At 62.8% G+C, this 17,222-nt stretch carries 17 protein-coding genes and 2 pseudogenes; 8 read left to right on the plus strand and 11 right to left on the minus strand.

From position 1 onward, the window contains the following. Window positions 1-22 precede the first annotated feature (22 nt). On the plus strand, window positions 23-310 hold the full coding sequence (locus OHA77_RS19845; protein WP_406312792.1) for a transposase: 288 nt from the start codon (window positions 23-25) through the stop codon (window positions 308-310). 47 nt (window positions 311-357) lie between these two features. After that, window positions 358-1,182 carry an IS3 family transposase gene (locus OHA77_RS19850; RefSeq protein ID WP_406312888.1) on the plus strand — a complete coding sequence of 275 codons (825 nt, stop codon included), beginning with the start codon at window positions 358-360 and terminating at the stop codon, window positions 1,180-1,182. Between the two features lie 269 nt (window positions 1,183-1,451). Here the strand turns inward: OHA77_RS19850 and OHA77_RS19855 are convergent, their stop codons facing one another. Together OHA77_RS19855 and OHA77_RS19860 are read right to left on the minus strand one after the other, a co-directional pair. Beyond that, the gene (locus tag OHA77_RS19855) at window positions 1,452-2,099 is read right to left on the minus strand and encodes a DUF6461 domain-containing protein (protein WP_406319562.1); all 648 of its coding nucleotides are present in this window, start codon (window positions 2,097-2,099) and stop codon (window positions 1,452-1,454) included. A 140-nt stretch (window positions 2,100-2,239) separates the two neighbouring features. Continuing rightward, complete coding sequence (locus OHA77_RS19860; protein WP_406319564.1) at window positions 2,240-2,476, minus strand: GntR family transcriptional regulator; 237 nt, start codon at window positions 2,474-2,476, stop codon at window positions 2,240-2,242. Window positions 2,477-2,572: 96 nt separating this feature from the next. Here OHA77_RS19860 and OHA77_RS19865 point away from each other — a divergent pair, with 96 nt between their 5' ends. Then, window positions 2,573-2,782, plus strand: coding sequence for a hypothetical protein (locus OHA77_RS19865; RefSeq protein ID WP_406319566.1), 210 nt, complete (start codon window positions 2,573-2,575; stop codon window positions 2,780-2,782). Between the two features lie 4 nt (window positions 2,783-2,786). Next, a complete protein-coding gene (locus tag OHA77_RS19870; RefSeq protein WP_406319568.1) occupies window positions 2,787-3,077 on the plus strand; it encodes a hypothetical protein in 291 nt (96 codons plus the stop codon). Between the two features lie 210 nt (window positions 3,078-3,287). Here OHA77_RS19870 and OHA77_RS19875 read toward each other — a convergent pair whose 3' ends face one another. The 5 genes from OHA77_RS19875 to OHA77_RS19895 form a co-directional block, all read right to left on the minus strand. After that, window positions 3,288-3,461: a hypothetical protein gene (locus OHA77_RS19875; protein ID WP_406319569.1), complete on the minus strand. Its 174-nt coding sequence runs from the start codon at window positions 3,459-3,461 to the stop codon at window positions 3,288-3,290. A gap of 182 nt (window positions 3,462-3,643) precedes the next feature. Next, window positions 3,644-4,120: a hypothetical protein gene (locus tag OHA77_RS19880; protein ID WP_406319570.1), complete on the minus strand. Its 477-nt coding sequence runs from the start codon at window positions 4,118-4,120 to the stop codon at window positions 3,644-3,646. Between the two features lie 479 nt (window positions 4,121-4,599). Then, the gene (locus OHA77_RS19885) at window positions 4,600-4,986 is read right to left on the minus strand and encodes a hypothetical protein (RefSeq protein ID WP_406319572.1); all 387 of its coding nucleotides are present in this window, start codon (window positions 4,984-4,986) and stop codon (window positions 4,600-4,602) included. Between the two features lie 431 nt (window positions 4,987-5,417). Continuing rightward, window positions 5,418-5,825 (minus strand): hypothetical protein, encoded by a 408-nt coding sequence (locus tag OHA77_RS19890; RefSeq protein WP_406319573.1) that lies wholly within the window; start codon window positions 5,823-5,825, stop codon window positions 5,418-5,420. Window positions 5,826-6,426: 601 nt separating this feature from the next. After that, entirely contained in the window at window positions 6,427-7,050 is a 624-nt protein-coding gene (locus OHA77_RS19895; protein ID WP_406319575.1) for a DUF6000 family protein, read from the minus strand. Between the two features lie 288 nt (window positions 7,051-7,338). Between OHA77_RS19895 and OHA77_RS19900 the strand changes: the two genes are divergently transcribed. Continuing rightward, window positions 7,339-7,734, plus strand: a complete 396-nt coding sequence (locus OHA77_RS19900) for a hypothetical protein (RefSeq protein WP_364268872.1) — start codon at window positions 7,339-7,341, stop codon at window positions 7,732-7,734. Window positions 7,735-8,625: 891 nt separating this feature from the next. Here OHA77_RS19900 and dnaN read toward each other — a convergent pair. After that, on the minus strand, window positions 8,626-9,627 hold the full coding sequence (dnaN, locus tag OHA77_RS19905) for a DNA polymerase III subunit beta (RefSeq protein WP_406319577.1): 1,002 nt from the start codon (window positions 9,625-9,627) through the stop codon (window positions 8,626-8,628). A gap of 574 nt (window positions 9,628-10,201) precedes the next feature. Then, window positions 10,202-11,233 (minus strand): annotated as a pseudogene (gene dnaA / locus OHA77_RS19910) (chromosomal replication initiator protein DnaA); the annotation flags it as partial. Window positions 11,234-11,628: 395 nt separating this feature from the next. On the opposite strand from dnaA, the gene OHA77_RS19915 reads away from it, so the two are divergent. From OHA77_RS19915 to cutA, 3 genes are all read left to right on the plus strand, one after another. Continuing rightward, window positions 11,629-11,889 carry a hypothetical protein gene (locus OHA77_RS19915; RefSeq protein ID WP_406319579.1) on the plus strand — a complete coding sequence of 87 codons (261 nt, stop codon included), beginning with the start codon at window positions 11,629-11,631 and terminating at the stop codon, window positions 11,887-11,889. 648 nt (window positions 11,890-12,537) lie between these two features. Next, window positions 12,538-14,946, plus strand: a complete 2,409-nt coding sequence (locus tag OHA77_RS19920) for a tetratricopeptide repeat protein (RefSeq protein WP_406319581.1) — start codon at window positions 12,538-12,540, stop codon at window positions 14,944-14,946. 368 nt (window positions 14,947-15,314) lie between these two features. Beyond that, a complete protein-coding gene (cutA, locus tag OHA77_RS19925; protein ID WP_406319583.1) occupies window positions 15,315-15,578 on the plus strand; it encodes a divalent-cation tolerance protein CutA in 264 nt (87 codons plus the stop codon). Here cutA and OHA77_RS19930 read toward each other — a convergent pair. Together OHA77_RS19930 and OHA77_RS19935 are read right to left on the minus strand one after the other, a co-directional pair. Beyond that, entirely contained in the window at window positions 15,544-16,554 is a 1,011-nt protein-coding gene (locus tag OHA77_RS19930; RefSeq protein WP_406319986.1) for an XRE family transcriptional regulator, read from the minus strand. The genes cutA and OHA77_RS19930 overlap by 35 nt on opposite strands. Window positions 16,555-16,830: 276 nt before the next feature. After that, a pseudogene (locus tag OHA77_RS19935) lies at window positions 16,831-17,037 on the minus strand (hypothetical protein); the annotation flags it as partial. Window positions 17,038-17,222: the final 185 nt, after the last annotated feature.

The following is a 17,222-nucleotide window of genomic DNA, read 5'->3' on the forward strand; positions in this document are numbered from 1 at the left end:
TCGGCTGGGAAGGAAGTGCTTCGTGCCTGCACCTCACCCGATCGAGTTCCGTCAGCGTGCCGTCGAACTTGCCCGTAAGGGTGATAAACCGGTCTCTGTCCTTGCTGAAAACCTGGGTATCAGCGATTCCTGTCTGCGGAGTTGGATGCGCCAGGCCGACACCGATGACAACGGCGGTGCGCAGCTGACCAGCGCGGAGAAGAAGGAGCTCTCCGATCTGCGGCGCCGAACCCGGCAGCTTGAGCTGGAGAATGAGATCCTCAAGCGGGCGGCTGCGTATTTCGCCCGGGAGAACGTGCTCCCAAAATAGGGTACGCGCTGGTCCGTGAACTCGCCGATGACGACTTTCCTGTCGCGGTGGCCTGCCGGGTGTTGAACATTTCCAGATCGGGCTACAAAGACTGGGTTGGCCGGCCGCAGTCACCACGCGACCAAAGAAACACCGAACTACTGAAGCTGATCCGTGACATCCATGAGACGTCACGTTACAGCTACGGCTCGCCGCGGATCCACGCGGAGCTGACGCTCGGCCTGGACCTGGAGGTCAACCGCAAGCGCGTCGAACGGCTCATGCGTGAGGCCGGCATCCAGGGCATCTACCGGCGCAAGGGCCGCCGCAACCTCGTCAACGCCGCCACCGAGGAGGATCTGGTCCGCCGGGCCTTCACGGTGCAAGCGCCGGACCGGCTGTGGGTCAGCGACATCACCGAGCACCCCACCGACGAAGGGAAACTGTATTGCGCCGCTGTCATGGACGCCTATTCTCGTCGCATCATCGGCCATTCTATCGACATACGCCAGACCAGCGCTCTGGTCGTCGACGCGATGGTCATGGCCGTCGCCCGCCGTAACCCGCCCAGCAGGAAGACGATCCTGCATTCTGACCACGGAACACAGTACACATCGTTCTCGTACGGGAAACGGCTCCGTGATGCTGAACTCCTCGGCTCGATGGGAACCGTCGGCGATTGCTACGACAATGCCATGATGGAATCGTTCTGGGGAACGATGCAGCTCGAACTGCTCGACGTTAACAAATGGTCAACAAGAGCCGAGTTGGCCAGCGCGATGTTTGAATGGATCGAGTGCTGGTATAACCCGTATAGGCGTCATTCCAGCATCGACATGAACAGCCCAATCGCGTTCGAGGAGCTCTACAAGCCCTCAGACGCAACCTCGTGATCCCACACCATCGGTGGCTGTAGTACGGGGGGAACCTCAGAAGACGTACAGAAAGTTCTCATCCGCAGCCCATGACTCATGATGATCTTGGCTCGGTTGGCACTGTTCCCTCGGAGATCTGGCGTCACGTCCGCTGAGGCTTTCTCGTCCTGATGGCCTGGCACGACAGGTCTGCAAGTAGAGAGCCTTCGTGGACTCCGCAGGGACTTTCAGCAGAGTGATCCACCGGCCGCGGCCGATTCGCCGGGGTCGCTGCCGATGGGTTCCGCTCACCTCGGTTCGGAAACGGCTCCGCACAGGTAGGTGGACTCCTCCAGCAACCGCGGCGTCATCGTGATCCCGGTGAGGCGCTCGGCCAGGAGGAACGCCGGCCCCTCGTGGGGGTAGGTGTGTGGTGGGTAGACGGAGTCGATCCGCTTCATGGTCTCTGCGAGTTCGTCCGGCATCTCCTCTGAGTAGCCTTCATAGTGCGGGAACTCAAGCTGGATCTTTCCGTTTTTGATCCAGTGGGAGTAGCCGTCCTGGTTCAGATACTCGAATCGGGTCTTTCCGTCTTCGAGCCAGTGGAAGTAGTCCATGCACTTGATGTCGAGGTAGAAGTGGGAGACGAGGCGGGTGCCCGCCGACAGCGGTGTGATGATCTCGTCGGTGACGCCGAGCGAGCCGTTGGCCTCGACCATGAGCACCCAGTCTCCGACAGCGACGGCACCGAAGGCTCGCCGCTCGTAAGCGCTGGAGTAGGAATCCCGGGTCAGCTCGTCAAGCGTCATGTGAGAGCGGTCTTCAACCCGGACGCCGAGCCGGGTCACCAGTTCCTCAGGCGTCCGGCCGCGGACGTAGGTGAAGCAGTAGGCGCCCCCCAGATCGGGGAGGTGCTCGGAGGGGAACCGGGAGTAGTCGTCAGGGGTCGCGATCATCCCGTCATGCTCGCAGCGCCCACCGACACAACGGGCGCAGGCGGTTCACCGGTGAGGGTTCGCCCTGAGCATGCCGATGCTCGGTCTGCCCTTCGGCTTGCCGTCTCGACTCAGCGTGCCGAGGCTAGCGTTCTATCCGGTCACGAACCGTCGGCAGGCGTGACAATCGATCCCTTGCCGGGCTTGGTCGTGATCAATTTCTGCCCTCGTAGGGCTTCCATGGCCTTGCGGACGGTGATCCGGGCAACGTCGAACTCCTCCTGGAGCTTCACCTCGGAGATCAGCGTCAGGGGTGGGTAGGTGCCGTCTTTGATGCGCTCGGCAACGGTGTTCGCTATCTGCTCCCACTTGTAGAGCCTGGGGTCCCATTCGATCACAAGACGACTCTAGGTATGCTCCTACCTGCGAACATAGAACAACAATTCCTAGGAATGGTATAGACAGGATAGGACATGTTGGCCTACTGTCATGCCATGACCTCCGTGACCAGCGACCTCGACACGCTCCGTACGACCTTCCCGGCCTGGGCAGTGTTCCGCAGCGATGCCGGCGTCTTCTACGGCACCCGACGAGGCGAGATGCTCACCAACTCACAAGTCGAGGCAGGTCTCCTGCAAACCGTCTGCGCCGACGACCTTCCCACCTTCGTCGTGCTCCTCCGCGAACAAGACGCGCGGCGGTGAGGCCATGAGCGATCTGGGCCACCTGACCGAGACCTACCATTCGCTCCACGTTGCTCCGTTGCAAAGCCAGCATGAGCGCGTGGCATGGCGCTCGCAGGCTCCGCGCGCCGACCGGATCCGGGAGCACACCTGCCCGTGCCGACGCATCACCTATGAGTTCTGCATGGCCGGCGGCCTGGCATTCGTCCGCCGGACCTACCGGCACGACGGCATCGCCGTACATGAAAGTTCCTGGCTGCAGACCCGCGAGACCGAGCAGTTGTGGCTACGGATCCTTCTAGGGCAAGCCCGATGAGCGGGCAGACCAGTTCCAGAGAAGTGCCGCTTGTCGTGATCATCGATGTCACGGCGAAGCGCTGTGGCCGCAGCTATCCAGGCGGCACCGAGTGTGAGCACAGCCGTGTCGAGCGGTCTTATCAGCGTCCTCTACCGGATGGTGCCCGGTGCCGGAACTGCGGAACCTAGTGGCAGCTCGATCTGATTCCGACTGAGGTTGCGGCACGGCTCACGGATGGCGCTCCTGCCCGTGAGGAGACTCGGCCGTCCGTAGCCGGTCGTAGGCGTTCATGATCTCGTCCGCGACTGCGTTCACGCTGAGCCTGTCGGTGTGGATGCGCAGATGAAAGAACCCGGCGTCGGTGTTGGCCTCCCAATGCCATCGGCCAGTAGTGGGAGCCACCCGAGAGCCCCTGTTAGCAAGGGTGTTAGCAAGAACCCCGGACGACTAAGAAAAGAAGAAGGCCCCCGAGCGGATAATCCCTACTCAGAGGCCTTCTTGCTGCTGTGCGGCCGGAGGTACTCGAAACCCCAACCTTCTGATCCGTAGGCAAGGGCAGACACCTCGCCAGGAGCATCCAAGCGTCAACACCAGCCTCCCCCGTCCAGGGAAGAGGTCACGTCCACGTCGTAGTCATCGCCGTACTCCTCTCCCAGTTCGTCCAAAAACCACACCGAGAGTTCAACCCCTCTCCCGCCGACGGATTTGGTGAAGCAACTCACCCCTTCACCGTCATCATCCAGAGGGGGCGCCCACCCATCCTTGATCGCAACATCTCGGTAGAAGGACAGCACGTCGGCTCGCGGCCCCGAGGGCCGATACGTCTGTCCGACGGACGTTATCCGATCATCGCTGTCACAGGAGCTACTGCGCCCCTTCTGCGGTGTCGCGTTTGCCGGATGGGCGTCGAGGATGCTGAGAATGCTCAGAGAGGCGGCGAGCCGGTCATCGTCAGCGGTGCACCCGTAAGGGAACAGGCCGGCATGAGCGGCTACACCAGCACCGATCATGACGATGCCCATCCAGACAAGTGCCAACATCGCGATGATCGAACGCTTCATGACCCAGAGCCTAACGGCCACAAATATCCACCTGATAGGTGTGATGTAGTTACTGCTGCTTCTGGATGCCTCTTATCTCAGGCTCGGCCTGTGGCCTCTTCATTACGAGTTAGAACACGATCGTTCAGGACCGTCCACTGCCGTTTTCCGGGCCTGCTTGGGCAGGCTCTACGGAGTCCCTCGGTCCACGGTCGTCCAGGTTCGTTCAGACCTGTTGTTAGCACTGGCGTTAGCAAGATTGCTCGACGTTCACCCCCGGGTCGCCATGCGCATCATGCGCCATTCGCAGATCTCGATGACCATGGATGTCTACACGCAGATCCCGTCACCCGAGACCCGCAAAGCGCTCGATCGCTTGAACGCCAGTCTCGACACCGAGGAAGGCGACCGCTGGACGGCATCACCCACACGGAACGACCGACGAAGGCCCTCCAGGATGCGCCACTCCTGGAGGGCCTTCCGCAGCATGTCTCGCGGATTCACCACTCGGGAAGCTCCTGTGCGTCGGGATAGAGCGTGACGATCTTCTCCAACAGCTCAGAGCTGTCTGTCTGCACATCCCAGTGGCCGCTGTCGAACGCTCGGATCCTCACCTCCGGCACCGACGGGCTGTCGCCGTGGCCGACAAGCTCTCCATCGATGAGCTGGCACTCCACGCTGAACAGTTCGATGAGACGACCCGTGGTCACCAGCGAGTCCGCCGTGGCCTCGGTGATCGCTTCAGCCTGTGGAGAGACCAGCCAGTCGATGATCAATTGCCAACGATAGCCTTCGAGCACGGGGCCGAGGGAGATAAGAACCTCCGCCAGGCCGACATAGCGCTTCTCTCGCCAGGCTTTGAACGTGAGGATGCGAATCCCGGTCACGCTCTCCCTCTCCTCTGCGGCGGATACCTCTCATGTGGAGCAGACCCAGGGCACTCGATCGGTAGCGGCCGTTAGACCCCGTTGCTGTACGGACATGAAAAAGGCCCTCCGGGATGATCCCAGAGGGCCTTTGACCTGCTGTGCGGCCGGAGGTACTCGAAACCCCAACCTTCTGATCCGTAGGTCCCCAAACAACGTCCGAGAGCGTTCAGACCAGTTCGCCACGCAGGTCGCGGACGGGCCGCCTGTTCGTATCAATCCAGCTCGGTTCGGGGTCATACGGCCCGTTGGCTCCCAAGTTGGCTCCCAAAATCGGAGTGCCGACGGTTTACAGTGCGTGACCGTTCCCGCCTGTTCGTAACTCCTAACCTGCGGCGTGGCCATGCTGTACGACCCCGACCACTAAGATCATTCCGCGTATATTCCGCAGGCTACGGGCACTTGAGCCACGCGACCAAGGGATAAGATCCACCGCTCGGCATCTCCATCCACCGATAACCGGCCTCAACCCGAGACCACTTGTTCTCATTGCCCTTGTCCTTATCGTCCCAAAGACACGAGGGACGACCTCCGACATGATCGCCACCGCTGCTGTCGGTCCACCACACGTCAGCCGGAAGTAAGGCCAACACTCCATCATCCGGCTGGAACGAACCCGACCCGTCAATGGTGAGCTGAGCATGCCCCTCAGCGAGGATCAGCGGGACTTTGCCCAGCGGCAGCAAGCTCGCCACCACGCCACCAACAACCGCCGAGACAAGAATGATCGACGCCATGAACACCTTACTGACGGTTACATGGCCCGCCTTGGCGGTGGCCAGGCTTCTGAAGAGAGACATAGGCGAACTGTAGGCACAATCCGCATTAGCAGCTCAGGGCGTGACCGTTCAGGACAGTCCCACCTGGACCAATGCCCCTCGGTGGTCTTCCTGGAACGAGCTGGTACGGCGGTGAACTGCAACCCAAACTGCAACCCGCACAGGGTTCGAACTGCGCGCCGCGCATGCCTCCGCCTGTCTGATCATCCCGTCTGCCTCGACCCACCGCGAAGCGGCAGCGGGCCGGCGACGGAGGGGCAAGCCCGTCTTCGTGTGTCCGTTCGCCGGTCGCCGTTCCTCGGTCATGGGATGCCAACAGTCACAGACGGGCTTGAGCCGGAGGAGTTGGCCTGCTGGGCTTGCCTGGGTCGCGGCAGACGGGATGATCAGGCCCACCTCAGCCAAATACGGCCCTGTGGCCGCGTACTGACGATCATCCCGGAGTCGAGCGCCCCTGCCGGAGGCATAGCGGTTTTCAAGAGGGCTACATTCCCAGCGGCGACATGCCCTCCCACCTGGGTGAAAGTACCTCATGCGCCCTTGACCATAGAAGATCATCCCGCGCATATCCCACAGCTCGTGAGCGACCGCCTTCAACCCTGCGATCGCCGTTCCAGCGCTCTCAAGCACTGGCTTCCATCGCTCGGTCGGCGAAACGCAGGAGCTCGGCGATCCGAAGGTGACAGTCAAGCGGGTTCTCACGGGAAATGGAGGAGCCACTCCAGAGCCCTCCGGGGATGAGGAACCTCCCGGCGCGGTCCATACCCAGCACCTCATCGAGGTGGAGCAGCCCGCCGAGAACCCAATCCTGGTCGTAGTGACAATCACGCTGCGGCAGGTACCGCTCCAGGTATCCGGTCAGAATGTCGGCATCCCGGGGCTGCCCGAACCGGGTAAGAGCGAAGCTGTAACCCTGACCGGCGTAAACGAGGTCGCTCTCCAAGAGCAGGTCGGCCAGGACGCCCCGGAACTGGGTGCGCTGGTCGAGCCCGATGAGCCACGCGGCAGTGAGCCGCTCCCGCCAGCCGGCGAACTCTCCTGGTGCGAGCATGATTTCAAGCTCAGTGTCAGTGACCTGCCGGGCATCGCGGACCAGCGCCTGGAAGAACTCAGCTCGTTTCCAATCGGGCAGGTTGAGAAAATTGCCGTGGAGGAGATCGAGGTAGCGGTCGGCCTCCGACCCTGGTGTGCCGATCACGTAGCGCTCAACGATCTCGAATCCCGGGTCATCCATCGGGTCAGTCACCGACACATCTTCTGACATCCTGCTCGCAAAGACGCATGCCAATCTTGCTCGACCTGTGAAAACGCAGCTCCGCGCCCTGATCGCGTCCCTCATGACTCCCCGCTGTTCCCCCTCGTTTCCCGTCCCATCGGGCACGCAATGGGCACGGCGTTACCCTCATTGAGGACGGCCTCCGGCATTGCGCCGCCTACCCCTAGGAGGCGAGCCTCGTCAACGTGACATGCGCGTAGCTTTGGGGTGAATACTTGCTCTCTGTTCATGCTCTGATGCATTCAGTAGTGTCCGGACGTGACCAAACGAAAATCGGGATCACTCGGGAAGTACTGGGGTTACCTGCTCTTTGTGGTGGTGATCACAGGTTGGCTGACTCAATCAGTCGGCCCTGCGGGCTTGCTTGCTCTATCCGGGTTGACCACGGTGTTCTTTCTCTTTCGCGTGCCGGTGTGGTGCGGCGCCCTCACACGCGGTAGAGAACCCTGCCGGAAAAACTCTCACGGCCTCCTGATGGGGTGCTCGTATCAGCAGCACAAGTGGCAGAAGCTGAAGTTCGCTGTAGTGCCGCCGAAGTGGCGTGAACTCAACCGAGGACTATGGGTTGCGCCAGAGAAGTCGGTGGCCACCACCGCTGCCTTCTGCGGCATGATCTCGGCCGTCGTCGCTACGATTGATCTCATTGCCAAATAGAGCGATCGCACCTCCTAATGGAAGGGCGCATAACCGGGACCGCGAGCTGCTCGAGCGCCGACCTCAGCGTTGTGTGCGTGCCGGCGGCCATTCACGTGCCACTTCAGTCAAGTCAACTACAACCTCCCGCGATTGCCCGCCCCATCGGGTACGCAACCGGAACGGCCTGACCTTCAAGACCGCTTCCTTATCAGGACCATTCCGGCCACGGTCAAGGGCTTCCGACCTGCCCCCGAATGGTGCTGGATGGGTGTGATCGTGAGCCATTGTGAGGGACTGTTGCAGTACTCGTTGCAGTACTGCCCCATCCCCTGGTCTTTCCCGTCCTCCTCGGAGCTGCCGATCTCAAGATGAGACTGCTGAGTCAAGGGTCAATGAAGCTGATCGCGAAGCGACGCCATGGGCGCCCTTGACTCAGTGTGCTTGGCCTGGGCTCTTGTCTAGGGAGGAGGACGGGAGAACCTTACGTCAGTCGATCGCCTTCTGGAGCCAGGTCGCGAGGAGCACAGCGATCCCGATGCCCGTAGTCAAACCAGCGCCTAGACCTGCGATGCCACCCACTGCGAAGCCGGCCACCACACCAACGAGAGCTCCAACGAGTCCGGAGAACCCGAGGATGGTTACCCAGCGGTGAGGAAGGCCGGGCGGTTTGGTGGCAGATTCGGTGTTACTCCGTGAGGATCCTTGGAATAACCTCATGATGAGACGTCCCTTCGTACTAGCTGAGTGGATCGGGCGTGAGAGCGGCTCCCTGTTGGCGCAGGGGGTCGTTCGCTTTAGGGCGACGGCCTCGCCGGTTCTCAGGTAGAGAGTCTGGGTGGTGAGCATGACACTTTCGGCTGCTCCACCCTGGAGGACGTTGCTCCTTCCGTGGGTAGGGGGGGTTAAGCCCTAAGTCTTCTCCAGCAGGAACTGGTGGTTGAAGGCGATGTTGATGTCGTCGCCGTCGAAGTCCACCGGCAGCACCTCGACCGCCTGGGCCTCGTCGCCGCTGCCCGCCTCCAGCACGACCTCGCCGCCGCGGAAGGCCATCCGGACGGGGGTGTTGCGCTCGGCGACCAGCGCCACGCGCTTGACGGCCTCGACGAAGGTGCTTGTGGACAGGTCCGCGCGGGCGGAGAACTGGGTCGGCAGCAGCGACCGGTACTTGGGGAACTCCGGGTCGAGAAGCCGGGTGGTGGTGCGCCGTCCGGCGCTGGAGAAACCGATCATGCCCTCGCCGGCGCCTCCGGCGGAGCTCATCGCGACCTCGACCTCGGCACCGGTGCTCCCCAGCGCCTTGGCGGCGTCGGCGAGCGTTCTGCCGGGAATCATGGCGATCGCCGAGAAGTCGGGCTGGCCCGGCTGCCACTTCAGCTCTCGTACGGCCAGGCGGTAGCGGTCGGTGGCGGCGAGGGTGACCGTGTCGCCCTCGATCTCCATGCGCACGCCGGTCAGCATCGGCAGGGTGTCGTCCTTGCCCGCGGCGACGGCGACCTGACCGACGGCCGAGGCGAACACGTCGCTGCCCACCCGTCCGGCGGCCGGGGGCATCGTCGGCAGGGAGGGGTAGTCCTCCACAGGCATGGTCAGCAGGGTGAACCGGGCGCTGCCACAGGTGACGACCGCCTTCGCGCCGTCCACGACGAAGTCCACCGGCTGTGCGGGGAGCGCCCGGGTGATCTCGGCCAGCAGCCTTCCCGAGACGAGCACCACGCCCGCCTCGCCGCTCTGCGGTTCGAGGGTCACCTCGGCGGAGACCTCGTAGTCGAAGCCGGAGAGCTTGAGCTGCCCCTTTTCGGTGACCTCGAGACGCATGCCGGCCAGCACCGGCACGGAAGGACGTGCCGGAAGGCTGCGTGCCGTCCATGCGACCGCCTCAGCGAGCACGTCTCGCTCGATCCGGAACATCACGTGGATCTGCCTCCTGTGTGTCGAGCGCTCTTCGCTCGGTGCCTTGGGTTCGGGTCTTCACTGTCCCGCACGTGCGCTCCCCGGGAGCCCCTTCTTTGGCTCTTGGTTTTTCTAGTTAGAGATACAAGGGGTCATCGTATTAGGGGCTGTGGAAACTGTGGAAGGACGTTGTTTTCGCAGGTCAACTAGGGTTTTTTCATCCACCGAGGTTGTGGGTGAACGATGTGGACAACTCGTGGTGCTGGGGAAAACAGCGATGTACCCACAGGCCGTCCCCAGATCATGGACAGTCTGTCCACCGGTTATCCCCAAGGTTTCCCCAGGTTTTCCACGGGGTAAGAGGTCGTCTTGTCCTTGGGGAACACTCTTTTCATAGGGCGTCCCCAGGTTATCCACGAGGTGTCCCCAAGTTGTCCCCGACTTCTCCCCAAAGTTATCCCCACGTCTCGAAGGGAACTTAGGCTGACCAGTCTTTGGACGATGGCGGTTGGTCGCTCAGATGGCTTGCTCCGGCCATGGCCTTGCCCCTGATCCACAAGGTTTTCCACAGCCGCGCATCATGAGAGAGAAATTCTCACCCATTACGCGACTGCTGCTTGATCCTTGTGGTGAGTTCGTTGACCTGGTTGTAGATCGAACGACGCTCGGCCATGAGGGAACGGATCTTCCGGTCGGCGTGCATGACGGTGGTGTGGTCGCGCCCGCCGAACTGCTGACCGATCTTCAGCAGCGACATGTCGGTGAGCTCTCTGCACAGATACATGGCGATCTGCCGGGCGGTCACCAGGACACGCGATCGCGAGCCGCCGCACAGGTCGTCGATCGACAGGCCGAAGTAGGCGGCGGTGGACGCCATGATCGTGGCGACCGTTATCTCGGACCCGGCGTCCTCGCTGATCAGGTCCTTCAGCACGACCTCGGTGAGCTGCAGGTCGACCGACTGCCGGTTGAGGCTGGCGAACGCGGTGACCCGGATCAGCGCCCCCTCCAGCTCGCGGATGTTGGTGGAGATCCGGCTGGCGATGTACTCGAGCACCTCGGGCGGCGCGGCCAGGCCCTCCTGGATCGCCTTCTTGCGCAGGATCGCGATGCGGGTCTCCAGCTCGGGCGGCTGGACGTCGGTGATCAGACCCCACTCGAACCGGTTGCGGAGCCGGTCCTCCAGGGTGACCAGTTGCTTGGGGGCCCGGTCGCTGGAGATGACGATCTGCTTGTTGGCGTTGTGCAGGGTGTTGAAGGTGTGGAAGAACTCCTCCTGGGTCTGCTCCTTGCCCTCCAGGAACTGGATGTCGTCCACGAGCAGGATGTCCACGGCCCGGTAGCGGCCCCGGAAGTTGTCGGCCTTGTGGTCGCGGATGGAGTTGATGAAGTCGTTGGTGAACTCCTCCGAGCTCACGTATCTCACCCGCGCGCCGTCGTAGAGGCTTTGGGCGTAGTGGCCGATCGCGTGCAGCAGGTGGGTCTTGCCCAGGCCGGAGTCGCCGTAGATGAACAGCGGGTTGTAGGCCTTGGCGGGGGCCTCGGCCACCGCGACCGCGGCCGCGTGCGCGAACCGGTTGCTGGAACCGATGACGAAGGTCTCGAAGGTGTACTTCGGATTCAGCCGGGCGGACTCCTCAGAACATTCCTGGCAAAGCCGGTGAGGGCAACGAGCACCACAGTGTCGTTCATGAGGACTAAGGAACCGGATCCTGCGAATCAGTCAAGCTGCTGGACTGGAGGAAAAATGCTTTTAGGCCCGACACATCAAGATAACCAGCGAGCCGACACTCCGGGACGAAATACCGGCTCGCCGATTCCCCGACCACATAGGAAGACCAGTCACCATCAGACGATCTTGAGGGCGATACATACTGCCAGTGGTTTTACAGTGAGCTGCAGTTCTTCACTGGGCTATGCCTCTGACCTCGTCATACGACCCTTGTCCCAACGTTGCTAGAGAAGATCATCCCGCATATATCCCGTGGTATACCGTCGCGCTCTCTGCATACCATCGTGGGCATGCTGACCTGGGAAGGATGCACCGACGCGGATATCAGTGCCATCCTCCAGGATCACGGCCTCAGCCATATGCCTTATGTCTATGAGGACTGGCTTCGGCAGTACGGTCGTGGCCCGGGACGCAACCCGATCTTTCATAAGCAAAGCGGCATCGCTTACATGTCCGAGATCCCCGAAAATTCCGCTAAAGCGAGAGCCATCGTGGCCGACATGCCCACCTCGTACGAACTGCCACCTAACGCCCTGGTGGTGTCGACATGACAGGGCTACATGTTCGCGTTCGTCGTGATCAACGAAGGTGACGACCCTCCGCTTCTCGTTTACATCGAGGGCGAAGATTTCGCTCAACAGCAAGGGAGCCGGCCGCTGTCGAATTGGCTAGCTAACCTTCTCTGAACAGAGAACAGCCAAGGCTGTTCGTGACGACCAGTTTGGAAGACTTCGGTATGCGACCCGCTGGCCTGATGCGTTCCAGGTCAGAGCGGGTTCGGCTCTCTTCGTGAGCCCCCATGAGTCCCTCTGGTTACCCGCCCGTACTGGCATGCGAGTGGCACGGCCTGACGTCAAGTGGTTTGATCCCGGTTTGATCTCTGTAGTGCTTCCCTAGCCCGGGGAGGGGGCTGCAAAGGGTTTGCTGGATTTATGGGAGTGAATCGGGCCAAGCGTTGGTGGCTGACGGCCGCGAGCGGCTTGGTGACGGTCGGTGCTGGGGTTGCTACCAACCAGGTCAACGGCCCGGGGTGGGTTCAAGCGCTCTGGTACGCCGGAGGCGCGATCTGTGTGTGCACCGGCGCGTGGTTGTCTTCAAAGGCGTCGGCGGGACCCGCGCCTCTTGCTGTGCCTGCTGCTGAGCCCGTACCCGTTCCGGTACGAGTAGAAGTGGCATTGGCTCCTGCCGCGGGCCCACCGGTGCTGAAGGAACTGGCCAATGCCAGTCGCAGTGAACCAATGATCGTGGGGGACATCCCGCGGCGGCCGGTGGCGTTTCAACCTCGCCCGGGGTTGATGGACGCCTTGGAAGAAGCGGCCGGATCGGGCCGGGCGGCGGTGGTGTGCGCGTTGACCGGCGCCCGGGGTGTGGGCAAAACACAGATCGCGGCAGCGTATGCGCGTAAACGAGCCGACGAGGGCTGGCCACTGGTGGCCTGGGTAAACGCTGAAACCGACGATCAGTTCCTGGCCGGCTTGAACGCTGTGGCGGAGGAAGTCGGGATCCGTGTTGAGGGAGAGGACGCCGCTGCTGGGGCGCGCCGATTGAAGCAGTGGCTAAGTAGCCGCAAAGACCGCTGTCTGGTGGTGTTGGACAACCTGACCGATGCCGACCTGGCGGGACGGTGGTTGCCAGCGCTGGGCGCAGTCCAGGTGGTGATCTCCAGTAACAACCGGCAGGTGGAAAACCTCGGGGTCGCGGTTGCGGTCGAGGTGTTCACTCAGACGGAAGCAGTAGCGTTCCTACGGGAGCGATCCGGCCGTGACGATGAGGCCGGTGCGCTGGCTCTAGCGGCGGAGGTGGATCAGCTGCCGCTGGCGCTGGCTCAGGCGGCGTGGGTGATCCGCCGTGAGCATCTGGATTACGCCACCTACATCAAGCGTCTGCGGTCGGTATCGCTGGAGCAGATGTTGCAGCCGATTCCGGGTGAGAGCTACCCGCACGGGGCCGCGCAAGCCGTCCTGCTGTCGTTGGCTCAGCTCGGCTCGGGGAGCAAGGTCCGGGTAGAACGAGGGCTGCTGGACCTGTTGGCCGTGCTGTCGCCTTCGGGTGTGCCGCGCTCGTGGCTGCATCGGGCCGCCTCTCATCCAGGCCTGCTGGGAAAGATCACCACCGGTGATAGCGCACGAGTAGATACCGCGATTGGGATCTTGACCGATGCGTCGCTGATCGTGGTGAGCGTGGATGGATCGACGGTGAGCATGCACCGCTTCATCCAACGAGTGATCAGCGACAGTGCACGCAAGAAGAACCGCTTGGACAAGGTGCTGCTGACTGCTGCCGAGTGGGCCGAGGACTGTGGCCCGCCAATAGCAAGAGTGATGTGGGATCGTCTGGACCGGGATGCCTTCATCGACCAAGCTGCCGCTCTGCACCAGTACGCCCTCAGCCCACAATCCACTATCACCCCAACGACCATGGCCCGCGTTCTGACCGTGCAAAACCTCGCAGCTCGCTACCTGGAGGAGGCTGGGGATTTGGCTCGTGCCATTCCATTGTTCGAGCAAACCCTCGCTGACCGCATCCGGGTCCTGGGCGAAGACCACCCCGGCACCTTGGGCAGCCGCAACTACCTCGCCGGCGCTTACGAAGCAGCTGGGGACCTGGCCCGTGCTATCCGCTTGTTCGAGCAAACCCTCGCTGACCGCATCCGGGTCCTGGGCAAGGACCACCCTGACACCTTGGGCAGCCGCAACAACCTCGCCGGCGCTTACGAAGCGGTCGGGGACCTGGCCCGTGCTATCCGCCTGTATGAGCAAACCCTCGCTGACTGCGTCCGGGTCCTGGGCGAAGACCACCCCGGCACCCTGACCAGCCGCAACAACCTCGCCAGTGCCTACCAATCGGCTGGGGACCTGGCTCGTGCCATTCCATTGTTCGAGCAAACCCTCGCCGACCGCATCCGGGTCCTGGGCAAGGACCACCCCGACACCCTGACCAGCCGCAACAACCTCGCCAGTGCCTACCAATCGGCTGGGGACCTGGCTCGTGCCATTCCATTGTTCGAGCAAACCCTCGCCGACCGCATCCGGGTCCTGGGCAAGGACCACCCCGACACCCTGACCAGCCGCAACAACCTCGCCGGCGCTTACGAAGCGGCTGGGGACCTGGACCGCGCCATCCGCCTGTTCAAGCAGACTCTCACCGACCGCATCCGGGTCCTGGGCGAAGACCACCCCGACACCCTGACCAGCCGCAACAACCTCGCCAAGGCCTACGAAGCGGCTGGGGACCTGGACCGCGCCATCCGCCTGTTCAAGCAGACTCTCACCGACCGCATCCGGGTCCTGGGCGAAGACCACCCCGGCACCCTGGGCAGCCGCAACAACCTCGCCTATACCTACAAGTCAGCGGGAAATCTGGACCGTGCTATCCGCCTGTATGAGCAAACCCTCGCCGACCGCATCCGGATCCTGGGCGAAGACCACCCCAACACCCTAACCAGCCGCAACAACCTCGCCGGTGCTTACGAAGCGGCCGGGGACCTGGACCGCGCCATCCGCCTGTATGAGCAAACCCTCATCGACTGCGTCCGGATCTTGAGTACTGAGCATCTCTTGACTGCGACTGTGCGGACGAATCTGGCCTTGGCTCGGGCTGCCCGGTGATCCAGAACTGAGGAACGAAGTCCTGGATCGTCGATCGCCCCGAACCCAGGCGGAGACCAACCACGCTCGGGCGATCGTAGGGACGAAAGCAGTACGGCGGCGTGCCGCTGACATTGGTGAGCAACATCGGTTACGGCGGTGCGCGGGTCGGTGGACGGCCCGGGTCGCCGCCGACCGGGACCGGCGCCCACGCCGCACGCCCGGTCGGCGTGTGGCAGAGGGCCGGGTACGGCGGCGCGGCGCGCCGCCGCTTGATACCTATGAGAACAATTCGGCAATGTATCGGCATGCTTCAAAATGCTTCGGATTGCTTCGAGGTCCGTGTCACTGCCAGCAGCCGTGAGGAGGCGGATCGAATCTGTTCGGCAGTGGTCGGGCAACGACTCACCGCTGACTGTCAGATCGTCTCCCCGATCGAGTCCACCTACTGGTGGGCGGGTGAGATCCGGCGCTCTGAGGAGTGGTTGTTGCTGATGAAGACCACCGCGGTGCGCTTCGAGGAGCTCGCCCGGTGTGTGCGGGGGCTGCACTCCTATGAGGTGCCGCAGATCGTCGCGGTGCCCTTGGTAGCTGGCACCGCTGACTACATGGAGTGGATCAGGCGGGAGACGATCCCAGGGTCCGGCGAGTAGAGGCGATGTCGCCAAGGAGCTCCTTGGCTGCCTGCTCGGGCTGGGTGGCGAGGGCCTTCTCCACCTTGGTGAGGTGCTGTAGTCCCCAGGTTGATTCGCTGCGCTGGGCGGATTCCAGGGCGCGGCGGGCGTAGGCGGTTCCTTCGGCAACGTCGCCTATCTGAAGCTGGGCTTGGGCGATGTCGGCGTAGATGACGGCCACTTTCTTGTGGTCGGCGTCTTGGGAGATGGCCGACAGTGCGGCCTGGCCGGCTTCGATCACCCGGTGTTCGTCGCCGAGTCGCACGTAGGTGGATAGCTGGAAGGCGGCCATGCGGCCGGGGTCGAGGAAGCGGGTCCAGGCGCGTTCGCGGTGGGGTCGTGCTCGGCCGTAGGCCTCTTCGGCCTGGTGCAGCAGGTCGATGGCGCGGCGGTCGCCGAGTGCGGCCAACTCTTCGGCTTCTCGGCTGAGTAGCCATGCCCGGGTGGCGTCGTCTCCCTGGGTGGGGAGGAACTGCTGTGCCTGCCGTACGGCCTCGTAGGCGGCGTGCCCTTCGACGGCGTAGGACTTGTAGGCGTAAGTGCAGGCCTGGATGATCGGGTGCCCGCTCTCCTTGGCGGCCAGGGCGGAGACGCGCTCGAATGAGGCGGACTGGCCGGGCTGCTTGAGGTCCCAGGCGATCCAGGAGGCGAGGGTGGCGGCTTCGCCGGCGGTGGCGGCCAGGCGGCGGCGGAAGCGATCGGGCGGGCCACTCTGGAGCAGGTTGCTCAGTTCGTTGATGTGGGTGGTGAGTCCTTGGTAGATGGCTCGGGCGGGCAGGACGTATTCCAGGCGGTGGAATCCGATGGTGCGGGCTTCAAGGCGTTCGATGGTGTCTTCGTCGAGTGTCTGCGGCCCGGACAGGGCGCGGGAGAGGCGTTCCCAGGGGTCGGCGATGGTGGCCGCGGCTTCGGCGGTCATTCCGGCGGCGAGGATGAGCATCGTTCGGCGATCCACGTGTGAGTCCAGCCTTCCCACGATCCAGGCCAGGGTCAGAACGTCGACGTCCCAAGGGTCGGCGATCTGAGGTAGGCCAACGGCAGCAACGTTCTCCACGCTAGGCGGGGCACTTGTTGCCGTTCCATCCCGCGACGGGATGACTGCGGCGGGATGGGGAACGGCGCTGATCAGCCGTGGCGACGTGGGTCGGGTAGGGGCAAGACCCAAGGCCATGCGGGCGGAGTCGGGCATGCGTAGGCCTTCGGCGACGCGCTCGAACACGTCGAATGAGGTGACCTGGACGGTCCCTTTCATGATCTCGCTGACTTTGCCCTGGCTGAGATTCACCGCGACGCCGATACGTGTCTGACTGACCCCGGCGTATTGGCGGATCAACCGGAAGACATGACCGATATTGCGTTTTTGGAGGGCCGCTAGCATTTCCGGGCGTTGCCATAGTTCCGGCAGGATAACGACTGGTCCAGCCGCTTCTGCGGGCATATGACGTAACCCCTTTGGTGCCTCGACTGTCGGATATCCAACGCTTGTCGCTGAGGGGTATCCCGTCAAGGGATATCGACTATTCGGCGCAAGGATTCCGGCTCGGGATGGGTTGAGTAATCCCAGGTGATCACCCTTGACCCATGATTACCGAGGGCGAACCGACGAATGAGGGGTGCCAGGCC

This window comes from Streptosporangium sp. NBC_01639, assembly GCF_045209755.1.
Taxonomy (GTDB): domain Bacteria; phylum Actinomycetota; class Actinomycetes; order Streptosporangiales; family Streptosporangiaceae; genus Streptosporangium.

Excerpts from the sequence above, each read along its gene's own strand:
- OHA77_RS19855 (WP_406319562.1), bottom strand. The coding sequence starts at position 2,099 with ATGATCGCGACCCCTGACGACTACTCCCGGTTCCCCTCCGAGCACCTC.
- OHA77_RS19865 (WP_406319566.1), top strand. The coding sequence starts at position 2,573 with ATGACCTCCGTGACCAGCGACCTCGACACGCTCCGTACGACCTTCCCG.
- OHA77_RS19870 (WP_406319568.1), top strand. The coding sequence starts at position 2,787 with ATGAGCGATCTGGGCCACCTGACCGAGACCTACCATTCGCTCCACGTT.
- OHA77_RS19880 (WP_406319570.1), bottom strand. The coding sequence starts at position 4,120 with ATGAAGCGTTCGATCATCGCGATGTTGGCACTTGTCTGGATGGGCATC.
- OHA77_RS19890 (WP_406319573.1), bottom strand. The coding sequence starts at position 5,825 with ATGTCTCTCTTCAGAAGCCTGGCCACCGCCAAGGCGGGCCATGTAACC.
- OHA77_RS19915 (WP_406319579.1), top strand. The coding sequence starts at position 11,629 with ATGCTGACCTGGGAAGGATGCACCGACGCGGATATCAGTGCCATCCTC.